Here is an 18,727-nt window from a genome sequence, read left to right as displayed (position 1 = left end):
TTTTTACCAAATCCAAGCATGCGAATTCTGAATATTTGTGCATATACATGGGCTATCGGCGGTCCGGCAAGGATCATCTACGATCATACAACAGAAGTGTTGGCGCAGGGACATCAGGTGGACATCCTGAGTCCAATGACTCCCGGAGAAAAAATGTACATGGTTCCAGACGGAGCACGATTAATTGAATGTGCCCGCACTTCCCCGCTCAGCAATTATTATCGTGAGTTTTCAACCGAGATGTATCAATTTCTCAAAAAACACATTCATGAATACGATGTGATACATATGCATGGAATCTGGCATTTTGGAAGTCTCGCGCCATTCTTAATACCTAACAATGCGGTCAAGGTAATCACGATCCACGGCTTGCTCGATAAATGGGCTATTGCGCATAGCAAGTGGAAAAAGCAGCTGGTCACATTACTTTACCAGAAACGATTGCTCGGAAAAGCAGACCTGATCCAGATCAATAATACGGACGAAGAAGAAGATGTAATCCGCTATTTGGGTTACCGTCCCAAGAATATGGTGATTGTGCCCAATGGGATGAAATTATCTGATTATGAAAGTTTACCGGCGAAAGGGACTTTCCGAGCTAAAAATCAGATTACTTCTGACCAGCAAATGATCCTTTTTATGGGAAGGCTGAACATTAAAAAGGGGCTTGATTTGTTACTTCCGGCTTTTAAGCAAATTCAGGAACAACTTCCCACCGCAATTCTCATCCTGGCAGGGCCAAATGACGGATATCAGGCTGAAACCGAAGATTTCATTCAAAGAAATAACCTGGATGACCGGATAAAACTGGTCGGAATGCTTACGGATACGCTAAAAAAGGAAGCATTGGCGGATGCGGACTTATTTGTCTTACCCTCCTACTCTGAAGGCTTTTCTATTGCGGTCCTGGAAGCCATGACCTGCAAAATTCCAACGGTAGTCTCAGATAGGGTCGGATTTGGTGACTATATCCGCAGATATGAATCGTCCTACTTTACACCCCTCAGCAGCGAAGGGGTTGCGGCAGGAATTCTTAAAATATTACAAGATAAATCTTACGCCGAAGAACTCCGTAATCGTGCCTACCGCATGGTTACAGAAAACTTTGACATCAAAGTGGTGGCCAATCACTTATTGGAAGAGTACAAGAAAATTAAGAAAAGTAGTTATCTTTGAATACTGAGATAACCGCTACACGCAACTTTCAACTGTTTCACACTGGGTATGATTGATTTATCTGTCATCATTTTGACAAACAATGAATCCAAGCACATTGAGCGTTGTATTAAAAGCTTGCATCAGATCACCGACAAGATCTTTATTGTCGATTCATTTTCTACTGACGACACTGTTTCAATAGTCCGCGACCTTGGCGCCGCAGTGATCCAGAATCCCTGGGTTTCCTATTCTTTTCAATTCAATTTCGGCATTCAAAACAATCCGTTTAAAACCACCTGGTTGATGCGGATGGACGCGGACGAATATCTTACGCCTGAACTTGCAGTTGAGTTGAATGCTTCCATGCAGCAAATTCCGCACGATGTATCCGGACTCTATGTAAAACGGCGCGTACTGTTCATGGATAAATGGATCCGGCGCGGCGGCTACTATCCGATATGGTTGTTGAGGATCTGGAGAAATGGCATTGGTACCTGCGAGGAGCTTTGGATGGACGAGCATATCAAACTGAGCAGCGGGAATACATTGCAGCTGCAAAACGATATTGTCGATCACAACCTGAATAATCTTACCTGGTGGACCCAAAAGCATAACAATTATGCAATAAGGGAGGTAATTGACTTATTGAATATTAAATATAATTTTGATAGTAAAGAAACCGTACAGCCGAGTTTCAGGGGTAGCCAGGAGCAGCGTACACGTTTTCTAAAAGTCAAATATGCCAGCCTGCCGCTTTTTACGAGGCCGTTTATCTATTTCGGTTATCGCTATATTTTCAAAGGAGGTTTTTTGGATGGATCAAAAGGGCTGATCTGGCATATTTTACAAGGGTTTTGGTACCGCTTTTTGGTCGATGCCAAGATCTACGAAGTTTACTTCCGGGCAGGAAGAAGCAAAGAAGATATCATATCGCATTTCAGGACAGAATATGGAAAAGACCTTAAGAACCCAAACCAATCTGTCCGGGTATAACAACGACTGGTACCAACCGGGAAGTTTTGCCAAACAGCTGCTATGGTATTTTGCGAACAGATTGTTCATAAACACATATCTACCCTACCCCTCGGGCTTCAAAGTTTGGTTGTTAAAAATGTTTGGTGCCCAATTGGGTCCCGGGGTGGTGATAAAGCCGAAAGTCAACATTAAATATCCCTGGTTTCTTAAAATCGGTGAAAATAGCTGGATAGGCGAAAATGTGTGGATCGATAACCTCATTATGGTGACAATCGAATCAAACGTATGTCTTTCACAAGGCTGCATGCTGCTAACGGGCAATCACGATTATACTAAGAGTTCATTTGATTTAAAAGTGAAACCGATTGTGCTGGAAAGTGGGGTATGGATTGGGGCCGGGGCGGTGGTTTGTCCGGGCGTTCATGCGGGTTCCCATGCCGTGCTGACTGTGAATTCGGTGGCAACCGGCAACCTGGACACTTATTGCATATACCAGGGTAATCCTGCAAAATACGTTAAAACGAGAGAGATAAGCCATTGAAAGTTAGCATACTCACTGTTGTATATAATGGTGCCAAAACGATCCGTCAGTCCATTGAATCGGTTTTGAAACAGGATTATTCTGATATAGAGTACATCATTATCGACGGGGGTTCCAGGGACGGTACAAAGGAAATTATTGAATCTTACGGTGAGAAAATCGCCGTATTTGTGAGTGAGCCGGATGCTGGGATTTACGATGCCATGAACAAGGGCATACAATTAGCAACAGGTGATATTATAGGGATCCTGAATTCTGATGATTTTTATGCATATCAGACGGTAATCAGCGAAGTTGCTGAAACAATAAATTTTGGCAATTTTCAGGGAGTATATGGCGATCTGGAATATGTGGATGCAGTAAATGAGCAGATAGTTAAGCGTAAATGGATTTCCGGCAGTTACAAGAAAGGTGCCTTTATCAATGGATGGATGCCTCCGCATCCGACCTTCTTTGTCAGAAAGGACATTTATAAGACCAAAGGGAATTTTCGTCTGGATCTTGGAAGTGCGGCAGATTACGAATTGATGCTTAGATTTGTACATAAAGGGGAAATCAGCATTGCATACATTCCTAAGGTACTGGTAAAAATGAGGATCGGAGGGGTCAGTAACAGCACCGTGAAAAACAGGATTGCAGCGAACCGAAATGATTTGAAAGCCTGGAAAGCCAATGATTTAAATCCTAGGTTTTACACACTTTGGCTGAAACCTTTAAGAAAGATTTTTCAGTTTTTTTAGAATGACAAAAGTGAAAAGCGTTGCTGTGCTGCATAATAAATATTTTGATTATCAGCCAATTGCATATTTTTTATATTGAATTTATTTGCGTCATTTGAATTAGATTTTTCCTTTACCTACTTAACGCACTTCCTAACATCAGCAGGCACTATGGAATTCAAATTACCCCTACAGATTTTGAGTGAGGGAGATTTCAGTAACATTATACACCACGATGTGTATCAATGCCTGCTCTCCTTCCTGATTGCCTGTTTTTTGTCCATTATTTCTATCCCGATTATTATTAACCTGTCCAATCTGCTGCATTTAACAGCAAAGCCAGGTTTCCGTAGTTCTCACGACATTGAAACACCAACGCTGGGGGGAATCGCAATTTTTGCCGCTACTCTAATTGCCTATTTCCTTTGGCCGCATTCAGAAAATATCCTTGATTCTAACCTGATCAGTCTGGCAATGACCGGGGTGATCATTTTATTTTTTCTGGGTATTAAAGATGATATCCTGGCTGTTGACCCTACAAAAAAGCTTATTATACAGATTTTCGCATCGCTGATCCTGGTGGCGATGGGGAATTTCAAAGTGGATAACTTTTACGGAATTTTTGGGATCCATGCTGTTTCTGACTTTGTCAGCATTCCGTTAACCGTTTTTATTTTCATCGCCATTATCAATGCGATCAATCTCATTGACGGTATCGATGGTCTTGCAGGGGGAATTAGTCTGATTGCAGGCCTTGGTTTTGGAATCTGGTTCATTCTGAATGACCATTTTTCTTTTGGATGCCTGGCTTTCGCAATGTCCGGTTCGCTGCTTGGATTTCTCCGTTTCAATTTCTCGAAAACCAGCAAGATCTTTATGGGAGATACAGGCTCTCTGATCGTTGGATACTTACTTTCCATTTTTTCAGTCGAGTTCTTATCATTGAATGTTGGTTATCTGCATGATCCAAATGCCTATTTCAATGCGCCTATCATTGTGATGGTACTTTTAATCGTGCCGATTTTCGATACGCTCCGGGTATTTATTGTAAGGATTTTTAAAGGTGGTTCACCATTTGTGGCTGATCGTAACCACATGCACCACATCCTTATCGATATTGGGCTAAATCATTTTTGGGCGTCTTGCTCTTTATGGCTGATAACGGTTGTAAATACGGCATTGTTTTTTGCTTTCCACGGGGACATTACCAACACGGCCTCGCTTTATATTTACATCAGCATGTTCGGTTTCTACATGCTTTTCGCGCATCTCCTAAAAAGGCGGGTCGTTTTTATCAGACAGAAAAAAGAATTGTCTGAGAGTCCGTCATTCAATGAAAATGACCTCCCTTCTACCGGCAATCGTCGGAGAAAACTCTAAACAAATCAGTGTCGGTTGGGTTGTGAATGCTTATCAAAATTCATCGCCATGAATTGAATGTTTGTACCTTAGCGCCAAATTCAGACACATAGGTATGGACAAAAAGATCAGAAAAGAAGACGCTTTATACTACCATTCCAAAGGAAGGCCCGGCAAGATCCAGGTAATCCCCACCAAAGAAACCAGCACGCAGCGTGACCTATCGCTGGCTTATTCTCCGGGCGTCGCAGAGCCCTGCCTGGAAATCGCTGAAAATATAGAAAACGCCTATCTATACACCGCCAAAGGCAATTTGGTTGCTGTTATTAGTAACGGAACAGCCGTTTTGGGCCTTGGTGATATTGGCCCGGAAGCCTCCAAACCTGTCATGGAAGGTAAAGGACTTCTCTTCAAAATATATGCGGATATCGACGTTTTCGATATCGAGCTCAATACAAAGGATGTCGACGAATTTGTAAGGACTGTTAAAATCCTCGAACCTACTTTCGGAGGCATAAACCTGGAAGATATCAAAGCTCCCGAATGCTTTGAAATTGAATCCCGGCTCAAAAAAGAACTTAGTATTCCGGTCATGCATGACGATCAGCACGGAACGGCGATTATCAGCGCAGCGGCGATGCTAAATGCATTGGTCATCGTCGAAAAAGATATCAAGGATATCCGCGTGGTGGTTTCGGGAGCCGGCGCCTCGGCTGTCTCCTGTACTAAGCTTTATATCTCCCTTGGCGTTGATCCCAAAAATATCGCCATGTTTGACACCAAAGGCCATATTCACAATGGACGGCCTGACCTGAGCGAAATGAAGAAACAGTTTGCAACGGATGTTACTTATGCTTCATTGGAAGATGCAATGCGCGGCGCTGACCTGTTTCTTGGCCTTTCAACGGCAGACATTGTTTCCAAAGAAATGGTAAAGTCTATGGCCAAAGATCCGATTGTGTTGGCGATGGCAAATCCAAATCCTGAAATCCCCTATCCCGACGCAGTGGAGGCGAGGGAAGACGTCATTATGGCAACAGGACGATCAGACTATCCTAACCAGGTGAATAACGTCCTTGGTTTTCCTTACATTTTCAGAGGTGCGCTGGACGTCAGGGCGACGGAGATCAATGAAGAAATGAAGTTGGCTGCTGTTCACGCGCTGGCTGATCTGGCAAAAAAATCGGTTCCTGACATTGTTAATCTTGCGTACAATGAAACCAACATTGTATTTGGGAAAAACTACATTATCCCAAAACCGGTCGATCCTCGGCTGCTAACTACCGTCGCCCCGGCTGTCGCCAAAGCGGCTATTGCCACCGGTGTAGCCCGTAAGATCATTACAGATTGGGATGCCTATGAACAGGAACTTTCCAGTCGGTTGGGCCGCAATGAGCAGATATCCCGCGTGATCCTCAATAAGGCTAAACTGGCACCGAAGCGGGTTGTTTTTGCTGATGCAGAAAATATCCAGGTGTTAAGGGCAGCACAGCAGGTGCGTGATGAAGGCATCGCTATTCCTATTCTTTTGGGGAGCAAGGAAATGATCCAACATCTGATTAGGGAGAGTAAGCTCGATCTGGGCGATGTGGTGATCGTAGATCCGCGTGCCGAAGAAAATGAGCATATGATTGATACCTATGCCTCGATGTTATTTGATAAAAGAAAAAGAAAAGGCCTGACGCCGATTGAAGCACGCAGGATCATGTATTTCAAAAGCTATTTTGGATCTATGATGGTGGAGAACGGGGAAGCAGACGCCTTCATATCCGGCCTGACCCGAACCTACCCGGATACGATCAGACCAGCATTACATGTGATTGGAAAACAGGATGGGGTAAATAAAGTGGCAGGTATGTACATTCTGCTTACACCAAAAGGCCCGCTTTTCTTTTCCGACACCACCGTCAATCTCGAACCTACCGTAGACGAAATCGTTGAAATTACGGAACTGACCGCCAAAGCGGTTGAGAGATTCAACATTCATCCACGCATTGCATTGGTTACCTACGCCAACTACGGAAGTGCCGGTGGGACAGATGCCGAAAAAATGCGGGAAGCTACTGCGATCCTGAAAAAAAGAAATCCAACCATGATCGTGGAAGGTGAAATGCAAGCCCACCTCGCCTTTAATACGACATTGCTCAAAGAAAACCATCCTTTCAGCGATTTAGCAGATGGCGGCGCCAACACACTCATTTTCCCTAATCTCTCCGCCAGCAACATTGCATATAACCTGCTGAAAGAAGCCGCCGAATTGGAAACAATCGGGCCTATTTTATTGGGATTGAAAAAGCCTGTGCACGTTTTGCAGCTGGGAAGTTCAGTCCGAGAGATAGTGAATATGGTGGCGATTGCAGTGGTGGAAGCACAAATGCAGAAAGTCACCCAAACAATCATTTTAACATAATCCTCAATGGCTGCCAATGATGCTGCAAATGGAGTCGTCAGGAAAAATTGGTCGAATGTTATGAAGATCGACTTCCAAATGTTGCCCATTTAACAGTCTTCAACAACATCTTTTTTTTCTCTCCTTGTAACTGATCGTACAATACAAAATTGACCGTTTTTGACGTTTTGGTTTCAGTATATTATCTACGACGTCCTTTCAATACTATGAAATCAGTTTACAGAATTTTTCTGCTGATCATCCTGCTTTCTCCTCTTTGCTACGCTACACACTTTCGAGGCGGCGAGATCCTCGCAACACATGTTTCGGGTCAGACTTTCAAAATTAAAGTGCGCTTGTACATGGATATTAACTACGGAGGTAGCGATGGTTCAATCCCGCAGATCAACGTATGTTTTGGTGATGGTAATACCCAGGCTTTGCCTAGAACTACGGTTCAAATCCTTCCAGGCGATGGAAGTACTGTGGTAAATGATTATGAGGGTATTTACACATATGGATCATCTGGGACATTTCAGATTGCCGTGGCTTCTGACCAGCGGAGCCTCACTTATTTAAATTATCAAAATCCCGAGGCCGGCAGCGCTTTTATATGGACGGTGCTTAATACGCAGCTTGCCAATTCTACGCCCGTCCTGCCTTATCTCAATTTTTCCGGAGCCGTACGTCAGGTATTTGCCATTGACCTGAAACCTACTGTCGCAGACCAGGATAGCATCAGCGTCCGCGTTCAAAGGATCAGCAAAGCTTCGCCCGGAACTTGCGGTGTTAGGATGCTCGAACGCAATTATCAATTTCCAAATGAAGTAAGGAGCACGGGCACCTTCAAAGTTGATACAAAATTGAAACAATTGGTGTGGAAAGCACCCGAAGTGGTGGGTAATTACATTTTCGCAATGGTCGTTTATGAATGGAGAGACGGGGTCGTGATATCGGAAACGTATCGGGAGGGTACCATTAACGTCATTGACAAACCCGGCCCGAACATCGAAATTCCTCCTTACGAATCGTCTGAATATGGTGGCTTGATTACCTCCGCACCGGACGTTGAATCACCAGAAGTTTCGATGGCTATTCAGGCTTATCCGGTTCCAACCGACGATTTTGTGACAGTGAAGGCTTACAGCAAAAAACGGTCTATCATTAAACTACAGCTGATTGATATGAATGGCCGGATTATCCGAGAGATTTCATCGGCCAGTCCCGAAATCCTGATGCAGGAAGAGTTTGATATGCGGAGGCTTGCGAGGGGAATTTATCTGATCAAAGCAAGTAATTCTATTGATGCGGTATCTCAGAAAGTAATCCGCTAAGAAAATTTGCCAATAGCATTAGTTCCCCAGACTCCCTTCTTTATTACTTACAACAATGGATGATATCTTATCCTGAAAAAGCCTGTTTTTCATAAGCATTTCCTTAATCATCGATAAATGGGTGTAAGTAATCATATGCCCCGCATTGTAAAGGAATATGTATTGGGCGCGCCTGCTCTTAATGTGTTTCTTGGCAAAATCAATGTTAGTGGGATCGGCTATCCAATCATTACCTCCCTGTATTACTGTAGTTGGAACTTCCAGATTTTGCCAAACAGGTAATAACTTTCTCAATTCATCCGAATGGCTATATTTTTCAGCGGTCGCTGTATTGAACTCTCCCGGAAGGAAAAGCTGTATAAAGGAATTCCGGCCCCATTTGGAAAACCAATAGAATTTTTCCTTTTCAGGATCTATAACAGGAGATATCATAATAAGCTCTTTAACCTGGTCTGGTACCAGGGATACCAGCTTTGCGGCAATGGGAGCACCATACGACCGTCCCAACACAGTTATCTTTTCATCACTTTTATTAAGTGCGAAAATCGGCAATAACACTTTCGCCTGCATTTCAATCGACGTTACGAAGCGTTTCCTTTTTAATTTCGACTTGCCGTAACCAACTCTATCGACAGATACAATGTGAAATTGCTTTTGCAAATCCTCGTCATCCATCAAATTCATATAACCCCATAAAGAACCAGGTGCTCCGTGAATAAGCAGTAACATTGGCAAAGTATCTGCGCCCACGCTGGCAACACAAAGTGAAAGGGTGTCGTTTTTTATAATCGTCTCAGTAGGTCTTACCTTTTTCAGGGCGTAATGTTTCTTGACTTGCTTAGCCGAAATAATATACCTTGAAAAGCAGGAGCTTAAAGAGGCTGAAAGGGCAAAAAACAGGATTGTGGACCGAAGGAATTTAAAACTTAACATACGTCACGAAGAATGTTACTTGATTTTATAAATTCACAGGATATTTCAATATACGATTTTACCGGTTGAAAAGGCGAACGATTTTGGATTTTTTTAAAGAAATTACGCAATCCAAATTTTTCCGTCCTTTTCTTTGTTGCCTATAAAATTACGTTTAGCCATCCGTTTTGACCTTGCAGTAAACTCTTATTGTTAATGACAGCCATCCACCAAGAACAGTTTTTCATGCGCTTGAATGGGCAAAATGAAAAGTATCGTTATCAGTTGCCCTCCAGGCATGATGCAGGAAAATTTATTCAAAACCTGATTAACTTTTTATTCCCCATCAGCAAGGACTGTCCCAGTTGTCCATCAAAAGATCTTGCCATGAAATATGCGGACCTGAGAAATGATCTCAGCTGCATGCTTCAACCATTATTACCACAAATTGAGCGGGATCGGGAAGAAATTCTTGATGAAATATTTGCTCAGATTCCCGCTATTTATGAGCAACTTTTAATGGATGCGAAGTCCATTACGGACAACGATCCAGCTTCTGTCAGCATTGAGGAGGTTATATCTGTTTATCCAGGATTTATGGCGATCGCAACGTATCGGTTCGCACACTCATTTGCCAAGAGTGGGATCCCACTTTTGCCGCGGATGTTAACCGAATTTGCACACAGCCAGACTGGAATTGACATTCATCCAAATGCAACAATCGGTCATTCCTTTTTTATTGATCATGGGACAGGCGTGGTAATTGGCGAAACCACGCACATTGGAAATAATGTGAAGTTATATCAGGGCGTGACGTTGGGTGCTACCTATGTTTCCAAATCCCTTGCCTCACTCAAACGTCACCCGACCATTGAGGATAATGTGGTTATATACGCCAATGCGACGATTTTGGGTGGGGAAACTGTGATCGGGCATGATTCTGTGATTGGCGGAAATGCCTGGTTAGTAAGAAGCGTACCTCCATATTCCCAGGTTTATCACCAAAGTAAGATAGAGATACGCCAGAATTCGGTTGCAATAACTGTTACATAATACTCCGGATGAACCTCCGGATGCCTTCCATGTAAACAGGCTCTGCCTGAGGAAAGGCAGAATGTGGTTGCGTAGTCATGGTAATGCTTACAAAACCATAGGTAAGGCACCACCATTCATAGTAAGTTTTAGTAACCGCCTCGCCGGATTTGGGGCGAAGGCCTGCAATCATTTCCCAAACAGGATTTCCCCTGATGCTCATCGCCTGAGAATAGGCTTTTTTGGAATCGCAATAGGCACCATCCAGATTGAACATGACCTGGAAAACTTCCGGGTTTTCTACCGCAAAATGCCATATGCTTTGCGCAACCTCAACCAACTGTTTTTGAGGGTTGCTAAAATGTCCTTTTATTTTGACAAACTCAGACTGAAGATAGTCAAACCCTTCAATTCGGATTGCTTCCAGTAGTTTGTCTTTGCTATCGAAATATTCGTAGATAATCGGCGGGCTGTACTCAATCACGTCAGCAATTTTGCGAATCGAAACAGCGGTCCACCCGTCTTGCCGGGCGATATCCTTTGCTGTTTTAACGATATCTGAACGCACCTGTATTTTAAGCCGTTCTCTTCGTTCCACTATTCCCATGCTACAATGTATCTTTTATGATTGAGTCAGAATCTTATACTTTCAAATATAAACATATAGTCCTTATGTCTCAAGGGCATTGGACACCCAATTTGTAAAAATGCTACTTCAAATTTCTATTTTTTTACTACAAACAGCGTCTGTCAAATGCAGGGCCAGATTACAAAATTTTACCGGTGAAAAATTTTTTTTAACCGTTAAATTTGCTTATTCCGCTTTACGGGTAGGTCCATTTTTCTCAATTTTCTCCACTAATCGGTAATTAGCGTCCTGAGCCCGCACTTTGCCTTTTGAATCTTCGGCAATGCGCAAATTGTTTTGGTACAGGTCAAGCCGGACTGATTTCTGGTTATCATTTGCATAATTTCGCAGCACCATCCGCATCTGGTTTTTCAAGCTTTCGTCTAGCACCGGAAAGCAGATGTCAATGCGTCGGTGAAGGTTTCGGTGCGTCCAGTCGCACGAAGTCAGAAAGATCTCGTCATTTCCACGGTTGCCGAAATGGAATATCCTTGTATTCTCAATATACCTGTCCACGTGCCTGCTCACGACAATGTTATCACTCAGGGACGGTAAGCCTGATATTAATCCGCAACTTTCACTCACAATCACATGCACCGGAACGCCCGCCTGGCCGGCCTGATAAAGCTTGTCGATCAATAAATGGTCTTGCAACTGATTGATCTTGATGGTAACAAAGGATTTAAGTCCGGCATTGCAATTGGCAATTTCGCGGTCGATCAGTTCCAACAATTTTTTCTGGAGTGTGAATTGAGTTACCTGCAAAAAATTGAACGGCAGATATTTATATTTTTTGGGCTCATCCTGGGTAGACAAATAACCAAAGAGTAATTCCAGTTCATTGGTAAGTTCCCTGTGATTAGTCAGCAATGCATGGTCAACAATTTCCCTGCTGGTTAATCTGTAAAAACCGCCTGTTCCCAAAAACGCATAACGCTCCCAACCTTTTTGGACTTTCCGCTTTACGAGCGCCATTTTTGCATGGACTTTCAGACCGGGAACACTCAAAATAATCTTGACCCCCGCATCCCTCATTTTCTTGGACCATTGGAGATTTTCCTGAATATCCATTTTTGTATTCAGCTCAACATAAGTAGTCACTCTTTTGCCATTTCTGGAAGCGCTGATCAATGAATTAAGAATGAAAGAGTTGGGGCTGATTTTATAAAGAGATACGTGTATTTCACGAACATGAGGATCGACTGCGGCTTCGTTAAAAAACCGAACTATGGGCTCGTAAGATTGATATGGCAAATGCAACAACTGATCGGCCGTTTGGATAGACTCGAAAATCGACGTGTACTCATCAAAGTCAGGATTTTGAACCGGTCGCTGATATGGATAATCGAGTCGTTTGGACAGCATTGGGAATTTGCCCAAGTCTTGCATGTAAATGTAGTCGCCCCGCTCATGAAACTCATTCATGGGGATCGCAACCTTATTGACCAGGTATTCCCGCATGTAAAGCGGCATTCCCGACTCGTAAAAATACTGGGATGGCTGAATGAAGTTCCGTTTTTCAAGCTGCTTCAATATCCGTTGTGCAAGCTGCATCGGATATTCATCCTCAATGGAAAGCTCGGTTTCCCTTTCAACTCTGATTGCATAGCTTTCAAGAATGTCGTAGCCTGGAAATAATAATGGAAGATTTTCCCTAATTACATCTTCAAGAAAAGCCACATGTCGCTTTCCATCCAATTCAGGTAATTCCAGAAAACGCCCAAATGGCTCAAAAGGCACATTTACGGAGGCGTACCAATCCTCCTCTGAATCTTCACGATGCTGAAGCCTTACTACCAGGTACAATTGTTTGGACTCAAATACGGGCGTCTTAGAACTGCGTCTGCTATCGAGAAAAACAGGCTGGAGACATCGGAACACCTTGTCAATAAAAAATTTGCGTAAATAGGGTTGATGATCGGGCGCAAAGGGTTCCCTATAATATAGGTGCACCCCCTGCTCAATCAGCGCTGGCAAAATACCCGAAACGAGTATTTCGTTGAATTCAGTCAGCTGATTTTCAACGGTTTCATATATATGTTCAAGAAGTGACTCGGGAAAAAGGTTCAGCTTGGTGCGAATGTCATTGCTCACCTCTGCCATTGCCAGCAGGTTCGGAACGCGTACCCTGAAAAACTCTTTCGTCTGGTAAGCGTAGATTCCAAGAAACCGCAGTCGTTCCCTCACAGGTACCGTTTCATCGTTGGCCTCCAATAATAGTCGGTAATTATTAGACAGCCAACTCAGATTAGTATCAAAGTAGGGATAGGCAACATCTATCATTCATCGTGGTGAAAAAGATCCGAATTTGGATACAATATAAAGATATTTGGGCGGGAAGGATATAACTTGTAGAAGAAAACCGAACGCCTATTTGCCCCAGCTTTCCGGAGCCAAACGCCAGGCGCTCAGGCTTTCCAAATTAGAAGCATTGATGTAATTATGCTCTAATGCCACTTCAATCAATGCATTATAATTGCTTATGGTGCTGAGCTTTACATTTTTTTCATTGAAATTGTTTTCGGCAATCTCGAAGCCGTAGGTGAAAATCGCAATCATACCCGCTACTTCAATACCAGCTTCCCGCAGTACATCCACCACTTTTAATGAACTACCGCCCGTGGAAATGAGATCTTCCAGTATGATAACGGACTGCCCTTTTTCAAGCCTGCCCTCGATTTGGTTGCCCATCCCATGTTTCTTAGGTTCGGGACGCACGTAAGCGAAAGGAAGTTCAAGTAAGTCTGCGACCAGGGCGCCCTGTGCAATACCGCCGGTAGCCACTCCTACCACTGCATGAACATGCGGATATTCTCTTCTTATCAGTTCGGCTAGCGTCTTTTTGATGAATGTCCTCGTATCCGGATAGGATAATGCAACCCTGTTGTCGCAGTAAATCGGCGAAAGCCAGCCAGAGCTCCATTGAAAGGGTTTTTCGGGGCTTAATTTAATTGCCTGGGCTTCGAGCAGCAATTCAGCTATTCTCTTATTTATATCCTGGTTAGTCAGCATTGTTACGATTCTGATTCCTCTTTTTTAAGGTGATTAATGACTAATAACTTATCAATTCTGCTACGATCCATGTCCACTACCTCGAAGTCGAAATGCTTCCACTTAAACTGTTCTCCGACTTTGGGAATGTTTTTAAGAATGTGCAATACAAATCCGCCTACGGTATTGAAGCCCACAAGTTCCCGCCGCTCGGTGTCCGGAATATTGATATTAAAATATTGCGAAAAATCGTCGAAGGGCAATTGGGCGTCCACGAGATAGCTGCCATCTTCACGCTTCACAATTTCAGATGCTTCTTCAATATCCTCTGAAATATCACCGACCAATGCATCCATAATATCGTGCATGGTGAGTACTCCCAATAACCCGCCATACTCGTCCACAATGATTCCGAAATAGACCCTTTGTTCCTTGAATTTCTCCAAAGCCTGGTATGCCCTGTTGCTTTCGGGCAAATAAACCGGATCACGTACAATTGCATTCAAACTTGCCAATTGCACGTCAATGTCAGTCGCAATCAGATCTTTCACATAAATAAGCCCGACCACATCGTCGACCGTTCCTCTGCAAACTGGATAAATAGAATGTCGGGAATCGAATATTTTTGCCTTGTTTTCCTCGACGGTATCTTCCAGGTCCAACCATACAATTTCCTGTCGATTGGTCATCAATGAAGTAACTTTCCGGTCGCCGAGCTGGAAAACATTGTGAACGATTTCCTGCTCAATTTCCTCAAAAACACCACCTGAAGTTCCTTCCTGAATCAGGCTTTTGATTTCTTCTTCGGTAACGGAGTTTTCACTTTGCTTGATATTCAGCACTTTAATGATAAGGTCACTGGAAAATCCAAGTAGGGAAATAAATGGTGCAGTGATTTGAGAAAGCAGGTTCATCGGCGTGGCCATGACCTTGGAAATCGCTTCCGGATTGGCCATACCGATGCGTTTGGGAACCAATTCTCCCAAAACGAGGGATAGATACGTGATAAAAACAAGAACTGAGCCTACTGCCAAAGAATGACTGTAGGGCTTTAAGATATCAATTGAAGATATCATTCGCTCGAAATCAGTGGTGATGTTGTCGCCACTGTACATACCTGTTAAAAGTCCTATCAGTGTTATTCCAATCTGAACTGTGGACAAAAAACGTGTAGGTGAATTGGCTAAGTTTAATGCTGCTTTGGCACTGGAATCTCCATTTTTGGCGGCAGCTTCAAGACGAGATTTGCGGGAGGAAACGAGTGCGATCTCTGACATGGAAAAAACACCATTGAGAAGCACAAGAAGTAGAATTATCAGGAGTTCCAAGAACTTTTTATTTGATACTTACACAAATTTATCAATAATAATCTCTGTCTAAACTAAACTCTTTACTTAATTTTGGCATCGATTCACGTACCATTTGAAAAATGATCATTTTTTTTGACGACCGTCCATTCAAAATTGTACGGACCAATCAGCTGACTGGAGACACGACTCAATTTGATCAGATCGTTGATCTGAGGCTGGAAAAGCTAGGAAGAAACATGCTTCTTGGCCACATTTTATTTCTAAACTCAACAGTTACCACTGCTTTCCAGGTTATCCAGCTTCTTGAAAAAGAACTACCCAATGAAATGTTGTCCATCACAATGGCAACAAAGGAGAAGGTAGAAATTGAAGATAAAATCAAAGCTTATTATAAAGTGATCAAGGCAGCGGGCGGCGTGGTGGTTAAGGATGGCAAATGGCTTTTTATGTACCGTCGGAAAACCTGGGATCTGCCTAAGGGGAAATTGGACAAGGGAGAAAATTCGAAAATTGCTGCCGTCAGGGAAATTGAGGAGGAAACGGGCGTTAAGGCATTAATCCGCGGAAAGATATGTACAACTTGGCATACTTATACTCTGAATAATAACCGTATTCTGAAGAGGACTAAATGGTACCTTCTAGATTGTGTCGACGACTCAAAAATGGAGCCGCAGGCAGAAGAACAAATCGAAAAGCTGGATTGGTTTACTCGTTCTGAAGCGAAATCACTACTCATCAATTCTTACAGCTCTATCCGTTATGTTGTGGATAGCCTTAGCAAATTGCCTAACATCAAGGAATTGTAATCTAGCTTTCCTGGTTAAGCTTATCTAGTTCGGAGAGGGAATAAGGTAGAAAATCATCCACACGCTGACCGTAGCGGTGCAAATCGCGGATAATGCTGGAACTGATTGGGGCAAGCAGAGGTGAAGTAATTAAAAAAACAGTTTCTATTTCTTCGTACAGGTATCGGTTAACCTGTGAAATCCCATTTTCGTATTCAAAATCCGTGGTATTCCGAAGGCCTCTGAGCAAAAATGTCGCTCCAATTTCGCGGGCAGTATGGGCAGTCAGGTCTTCATAAGTGATCACAATCACGTTGCTTTCACTGGAAAAGGTCTTTTCTATCATTTCCTTCATCACATTCAAAGGAAAGTATCGCTTCTTCGTCGCATTGTTCCCAATGCCAATCACCACCTGATCGAAAAGCCGAAGTCCTCTCAAAACGATATCTTCATGCCCTTTTGTAAAAGGATCAAAAGACCCCGGAAATAATGCTACGCGCTGCATAAAGTGGGTACGCTAGGATGAAACAAGATAAGTATTGAATAGACCAAAATACCTGTGGCCCGGCACTTCGGCACATTGAGTACTGTATTTCAATGTTGTAGGCCTGTTCCCTATTTGCAAATTTGGAAAAAATCTCGAAAGTTCAGCATAAACATCCGACGCGGTCGAGATTTCACCATAGCATAACACTTTTACTTCCTCCGCGAGCAAGTCGAGCTGACTCAATGTGAAAAGTATGATGTAAGCAAGCTCCTGCACTTGTGAATATCGGAAACGGTTACAAAGAATCAATTGCTGACTTTCGCTGACAACCAGCGTGAAATGGTCTTTCTCGAAATAAATCGAAGCAATTCTGATTTCCTGCTGCTCAACGTGACTTACCAACGCGCCAATGATCAGTGAGCTTGTCAAGTGATAAAATGTAATATTGGAAGTGCCGAAATGATTGATGATCCAGTCATACCAAAGTTCGGGAATGCTAAAAACATTGTGCGCATGAACCAAAGGCAATTCATGAAAAAGCACCTTATCGTGTTTTGCAATAGGCATTCCCAAAGCGAAAGCCAGGTAATCTTGCGTTGCGCCCTGATCGAATAGAAGATTAGGAATCAGGCTGAATGCGTGTGAGTTGACCGAGATTCGAACATTCTTCCAGTTTGCCGAAGACCATAACATATGTCCGGCAAAAATTCTTTTTAACTTTTCAAAAACCTCAGCGGTCGTAAGCGCGGTATCAAAACTATAATCTTCCAGCCAGATACATTCCATGTTTTCGTCACGCACAATGCACAATCGAATGCGACGTTCGTCTACTTCTATGCACAATGTGCAAAACGGAATACTTGCCGCATCAAAGGTGCTATCTCCAACCAATAGCGTTGGAATGATCTCAATGACCTGGTTTTGGGAATTTGCCAAAATGATAAGTTATAATTTTTATGATGATCAATCCCGCGTTGAGTCGGAAATGTAGTTGCCCAAATTGAATATTCCTTCCAGCGAATCTGAAAGTGAAAATAGGCGGTGAAGCTGGCTTTCTTCAAATTTCTGAATCTCAGTCCAGCTCATAAAGCTTACTTCTTCAATAATCTGGCCATCGGAAGTTATTTCAGGATCAGAACCTTTTACCAAAGTACCTTCAAAAGAATCGATCCGAAAGAACAACTCGATGGCGTGCAACGGGTGGCCAATGTGTTCATGGATAAAAAGCAATGATCCCACCTGCACCTTCAGACCTGTTTCTTCCTCAAATTCTCGTTTCAATGCATCCACCGCAGTTTCACCGTACTGAATCCCACCACCGGGAGGACTCCAGAACAACTGATTTTTGCCGTAAAGAGAATGATTAACAACTAAGATACGTTCATTTTTAACACATATACCGCAAACCCGAACACGCACCGATCCTCCGTACAAAGCTCCGATTTCGTCCTTAACAGTTTGCAAAGCCTGGATTTTTTGAAGGGGCAAAGATAACTATCCAGCCATAACTGACAAGGGGATATTTTAAGAGGAAGGGCTTTTGAAGCGTTATTGCCTCGCAAGCCCTTGCTCAAAAGTTTCGGTAAATGTCAGTTTCATGAGTAAGGACTTCCGGATATATAGCTTTCCAATGTGCTGATATGCTCCTTTTGTTCATGGATGATAGCAGAAACTATGTCATTGATTGATATGATTCCGATCAGGATACCATCCCTGTTTACTGGTAAATGGCGAATGTGCTTATCGGCCATAATCTGCATACATTCCTCGATCTTCTGGTCGGTTTCGACGGTAATGACTTTACTGGTCATAACATCCCGGATCAACGTATCGCGCGAAGCCCTGCCCTGAAGAATAACCTTTCTGGCATAATCTCTCTCAGAGAATATACCGATCAATTCATTATTCTCAAGAACCAAAACTGCACCAATGTTTTTCTCGGCCATGAGTTCCAGTGCCTCAAAGACGGTCTTGTCCTGCGTTATCGACCAAATCGCATTGAAAGGCTTGTTGCCCATTACATGTTGTACCAGCATAGATGTTTAGGTTTGGGAGTTGTGAGAATAAGGGATCCTAATATATGGAATTGACGCATTAAAGTCCAATA

The 18,727-nt window shown here is 43.0% G+C and carries 18 protein-coding genes; 9 read left to right on the top strand and 9 right to left on the bottom strand.

Annotated features, from left to right (window positions below; translation table 11 throughout):
• The first annotated feature begins 18 nt into the window (after positions 1-18).
• The 7 genes from FHS68_RS14105 to FHS68_RS14075 all read left to right on the top strand — a co-directional run bounded on the left by FHS68_RS14105 (position 19) and on the right by FHS68_RS14075 (position 8,475).
• Positions 19-1,176, top strand: a complete 1,158-nt coding sequence (locus FHS68_RS14105; protein ID WP_167271192.1) for a glycosyltransferase — start codon at positions 19-21, stop codon at positions 1,174-1,176.
• A gap of 48 nt (positions 1,177-1,224) precedes the next feature.
• Positions 1,225-2,151 (top strand): glycosyltransferase family 2 protein, encoded by a 927-nt coding sequence (locus FHS68_RS14100; RefSeq protein WP_167271190.1) that lies wholly within the window; start codon positions 1,225-1,227, stop codon positions 2,149-2,151.
• A complete protein-coding gene (locus FHS68_RS14095) occupies positions 2,108-2,674 on the top strand; it encodes a WcaF family extracellular polysaccharide biosynthesis acetyltransferase (RefSeq protein WP_167271188.1) in 567 nt (188 codons plus the stop codon). Before FHS68_RS14100 ends, FHS68_RS14095 begins: the two co-directional genes overlap by 44 nt.
• Positions 2,671-3,414, top strand: coding sequence for a glycosyltransferase family 2 protein (locus FHS68_RS14090; protein WP_167271186.1), 744 nt, complete (start codon positions 2,671-2,673; stop codon positions 3,412-3,414). Before FHS68_RS14095 ends, FHS68_RS14090 begins: the two co-directional genes overlap by 4 nt.
• A gap of 150 nt (positions 3,415-3,564) precedes the next feature.
• Positions 3,565-4,773 carry an MraY family glycosyltransferase gene (locus FHS68_RS14085; protein ID WP_167271184.1) on the top strand — a complete coding sequence of 403 codons (1,209 nt, stop codon included), beginning with the start codon at positions 3,565-3,567 and terminating at the stop codon, positions 4,771-4,773.
• A 94-nt stretch (positions 4,774-4,867) separates the two neighbouring features.
• Positions 4,868-7,162 (top strand): NADP-dependent malic enzyme, encoded by a 2,295-nt coding sequence (locus FHS68_RS14080; RefSeq protein ID WP_167271182.1) that lies wholly within the window; start codon positions 4,868-4,870, stop codon positions 7,160-7,162.
• Positions 7,163-7,368: 206 nt separating this feature from the next.
• Positions 7,369-8,475 (top strand): T9SS type A sorting domain-containing protein, encoded by a 1,107-nt coding sequence (locus FHS68_RS14075; protein ID WP_167271181.1) that lies wholly within the window; start codon positions 7,369-7,371, stop codon positions 8,473-8,475.
• An 18-nt stretch (positions 8,476-8,493) separates the two neighbouring features.
• Here FHS68_RS14075 and FHS68_RS14070 read toward each other — a convergent pair whose 3' ends face one another.
• Positions 8,494-9,408: an alpha/beta fold hydrolase gene (locus tag FHS68_RS14070; protein WP_167271179.1), complete on the bottom strand. Its 915-nt coding sequence runs from the start codon at positions 9,406-9,408 to the stop codon at positions 8,494-8,496.
• A 195-nt stretch (positions 9,409-9,603) separates the two neighbouring features.
• On the opposite strand from FHS68_RS14070, the gene epsC reads away from it, so the two are divergent.
• Positions 9,604-10,440: a serine O-acetyltransferase EpsC gene (gene epsC, locus FHS68_RS14065; protein ID WP_167271177.1), complete on the top strand. Its 837-nt coding sequence runs from the start codon at positions 9,604-9,606 to the stop codon at positions 10,438-10,440.
• On the opposite strand, the gene FHS68_RS14060 is transcribed toward epsC, so the two are convergent.
• The 4 genes from FHS68_RS14060 to FHS68_RS14045 all read right to left on the bottom strand — a co-directional run bounded on the left by FHS68_RS14060 (position 10,433) and on the right by FHS68_RS14045 (position 15,366).
• Positions 10,433-11,026, bottom strand: coding sequence for a TetR/AcrR family transcriptional regulator (locus FHS68_RS14060; RefSeq protein WP_167271175.1), 594 nt, complete (start codon positions 11,024-11,026; stop codon positions 10,433-10,435). The two genes, epsC and FHS68_RS14060, sit on opposite strands and share 8 nt — an antisense overlap.
• Before the next feature lie 207 nt (positions 11,027-11,233).
• Complete coding sequence (ppk1, locus tag FHS68_RS14055) at positions 11,234-13,330, bottom strand: polyphosphate kinase 1 (RefSeq protein WP_167271173.1); 2,097 nt, start codon at positions 13,328-13,330, stop codon at positions 11,234-11,236.
• An 87-nt stretch (positions 13,331-13,417) separates the two neighbouring features.
• Positions 13,418-14,059 carry an orotate phosphoribosyltransferase gene (gene pyrE, locus FHS68_RS14050; RefSeq protein ID WP_167271171.1) on the bottom strand — a complete coding sequence of 214 codons (642 nt, stop codon included), beginning with the start codon at positions 14,057-14,059 and terminating at the stop codon, positions 13,418-13,420.
• 2 nt (positions 14,060-14,061) lie between these two features.
• Positions 14,062-15,366, bottom strand: a complete 1,305-nt coding sequence (locus tag FHS68_RS14045) for a hemolysin family protein (RefSeq protein WP_167271169.1) — start codon at positions 15,364-15,366, stop codon at positions 14,062-14,064.
• Positions 15,367-15,467: 101 nt separating this feature from the next.
• Between FHS68_RS14045 and FHS68_RS14040 the strand changes: the two genes are divergently transcribed.
• On the top strand, positions 15,468-16,154 hold the full coding sequence (locus FHS68_RS14040; protein WP_167271167.1) for an NUDIX hydrolase: 687 nt from the start codon (positions 15,468-15,470) through the stop codon (positions 16,152-16,154).
• Between the two features lies 1 nt (position 16,155).
• Here the strand turns inward: FHS68_RS14040 and coaD are convergent, their stop codons facing one another.
• The 4 genes from coaD to FHS68_RS14020 all read right to left on the bottom strand — a co-directional run bounded on the left by coaD (position 16,156) and on the right by FHS68_RS14020 (position 18,656).
• Entirely contained in the window at positions 16,156-16,638 is a 483-nt protein-coding gene (coaD, locus tag FHS68_RS14035) for a pantetheine-phosphate adenylyltransferase (RefSeq protein ID WP_167271165.1), read from the bottom strand.
• Between the two features lie 12 nt (positions 16,639-16,650).
• Positions 16,651-17,556 carry a DUF3822 family protein gene (locus tag FHS68_RS14030; RefSeq protein ID WP_208408319.1) on the bottom strand — a complete coding sequence of 302 codons (906 nt, stop codon included), beginning with the start codon at positions 17,554-17,556 and terminating at the stop codon, positions 16,651-16,653.
• A 27-nt stretch (positions 17,557-17,583) separates the two neighbouring features.
• Entirely contained in the window at positions 17,584-18,084 is a 501-nt protein-coding gene (locus FHS68_RS14025; RefSeq protein WP_167271163.1) for an NUDIX domain-containing protein, read from the bottom strand.
• Between the two features lie 131 nt (positions 18,085-18,215).
• The gene (locus FHS68_RS14020; RefSeq protein ID WP_208408318.1) at positions 18,216-18,656 is read right to left on the bottom strand and encodes a CBS domain-containing protein; all 441 of its coding nucleotides are present in this window, start codon (positions 18,654-18,656) and stop codon (positions 18,216-18,218) included.
• Between the last annotated feature and the right edge of the window lie 71 nt (positions 18,657-18,727).

It is taken from the genome of Dyadobacter arcticus, assembly GCF_011762185.1.
In the GTDB taxonomy this organism is placed as follows: Bacteria; Bacteroidota; Bacteroidia; order Cytophagales; family Spirosomataceae; genus Dyadobacter; species Dyadobacter arcticus.
The sequence above is the reverse complement of the archived record's forward strand: the minus strand, read 5'-3'. Positions and strand labels throughout refer to the sequence as shown.

Coding starts and splice junctions, on each gene's coding strand:
- FHS68_RS14095 (WP_167271188.1), top strand. CDS start 2,108: ATGGAAAAGACCTTAAGAACCCAAACCAATCTGTCCGGGTATAACAAC.
- FHS68_RS14075 (WP_167271181.1), top strand. CDS start 7,369: ATGAAATCAGTTTACAGAATTTTTCTGCTGATCATCCTGCTTTCTCCT.
- FHS68_RS14040 (WP_167271167.1), top strand. CDS start 15,468: ATGATCATTTTTTTTGACGACCGTCCATTCAAAATTGTACGGACCAAT.
- FHS68_RS14100 (WP_167271190.1), top strand. CDS start 1,225: ATGATTGATTTATCTGTCATCATTTTGACAAACAATGAATCCAAGCAC.
- FHS68_RS14020 (WP_208408318.1), bottom strand. CDS start 18,656: ATGCTGGTACAACATGTAATGGGCAACAAGCCTTTCAATGCGATTTGG.
- ppk1 (WP_167271173.1), bottom strand. CDS start 13,330: ATGATAGATGTTGCCTATCCCTACTTTGATACTAATCTGAGTTGGCTG.
- coaD (WP_167271165.1), bottom strand. CDS start 16,638: ATGCAGCGCGTAGCATTATTTCCGGGGTCTTTTGATCCTTTTACAAAA.
- FHS68_RS14070 (WP_167271179.1), bottom strand. CDS start 9,408: ATGTTAAGTTTTAAATTCCTTCGGTCCACAATCCTGTTTTTTGCCCTT.
- FHS68_RS14105 (WP_167271192.1), top strand. CDS start 19: ATGCGAATTCTGAATATTTGTGCATATACATGGGCTATCGGCGGTCCG.
- epsC (WP_167271177.1), top strand. CDS start 9,604: ATGACAGCCATCCACCAAGAACAGTTTTTCATGCGCTTGAATGGGCAA.
- FHS68_RS14085 (WP_167271184.1), top strand. CDS start 3,565: ATGGAATTCAAATTACCCCTACAGATTTTGAGTGAGGGAGATTTCAGT.
- pyrE (WP_167271171.1), bottom strand. CDS start 14,059: ATGCTGACTAACCAGGATATAAATAAGAGAATAGCTGAATTGCTGCTC.
- FHS68_RS14080 (WP_167271182.1), top strand. CDS start 4,868: ATGGACAAAAAGATCAGAAAAGAAGACGCTTTATACTACCATTCCAAA.
- FHS68_RS14060 (WP_167271175.1), bottom strand. CDS start 11,026: ATGGGAATAGTGGAACGAAGAGAACGGCTTAAAATACAGGTGCGTTCA.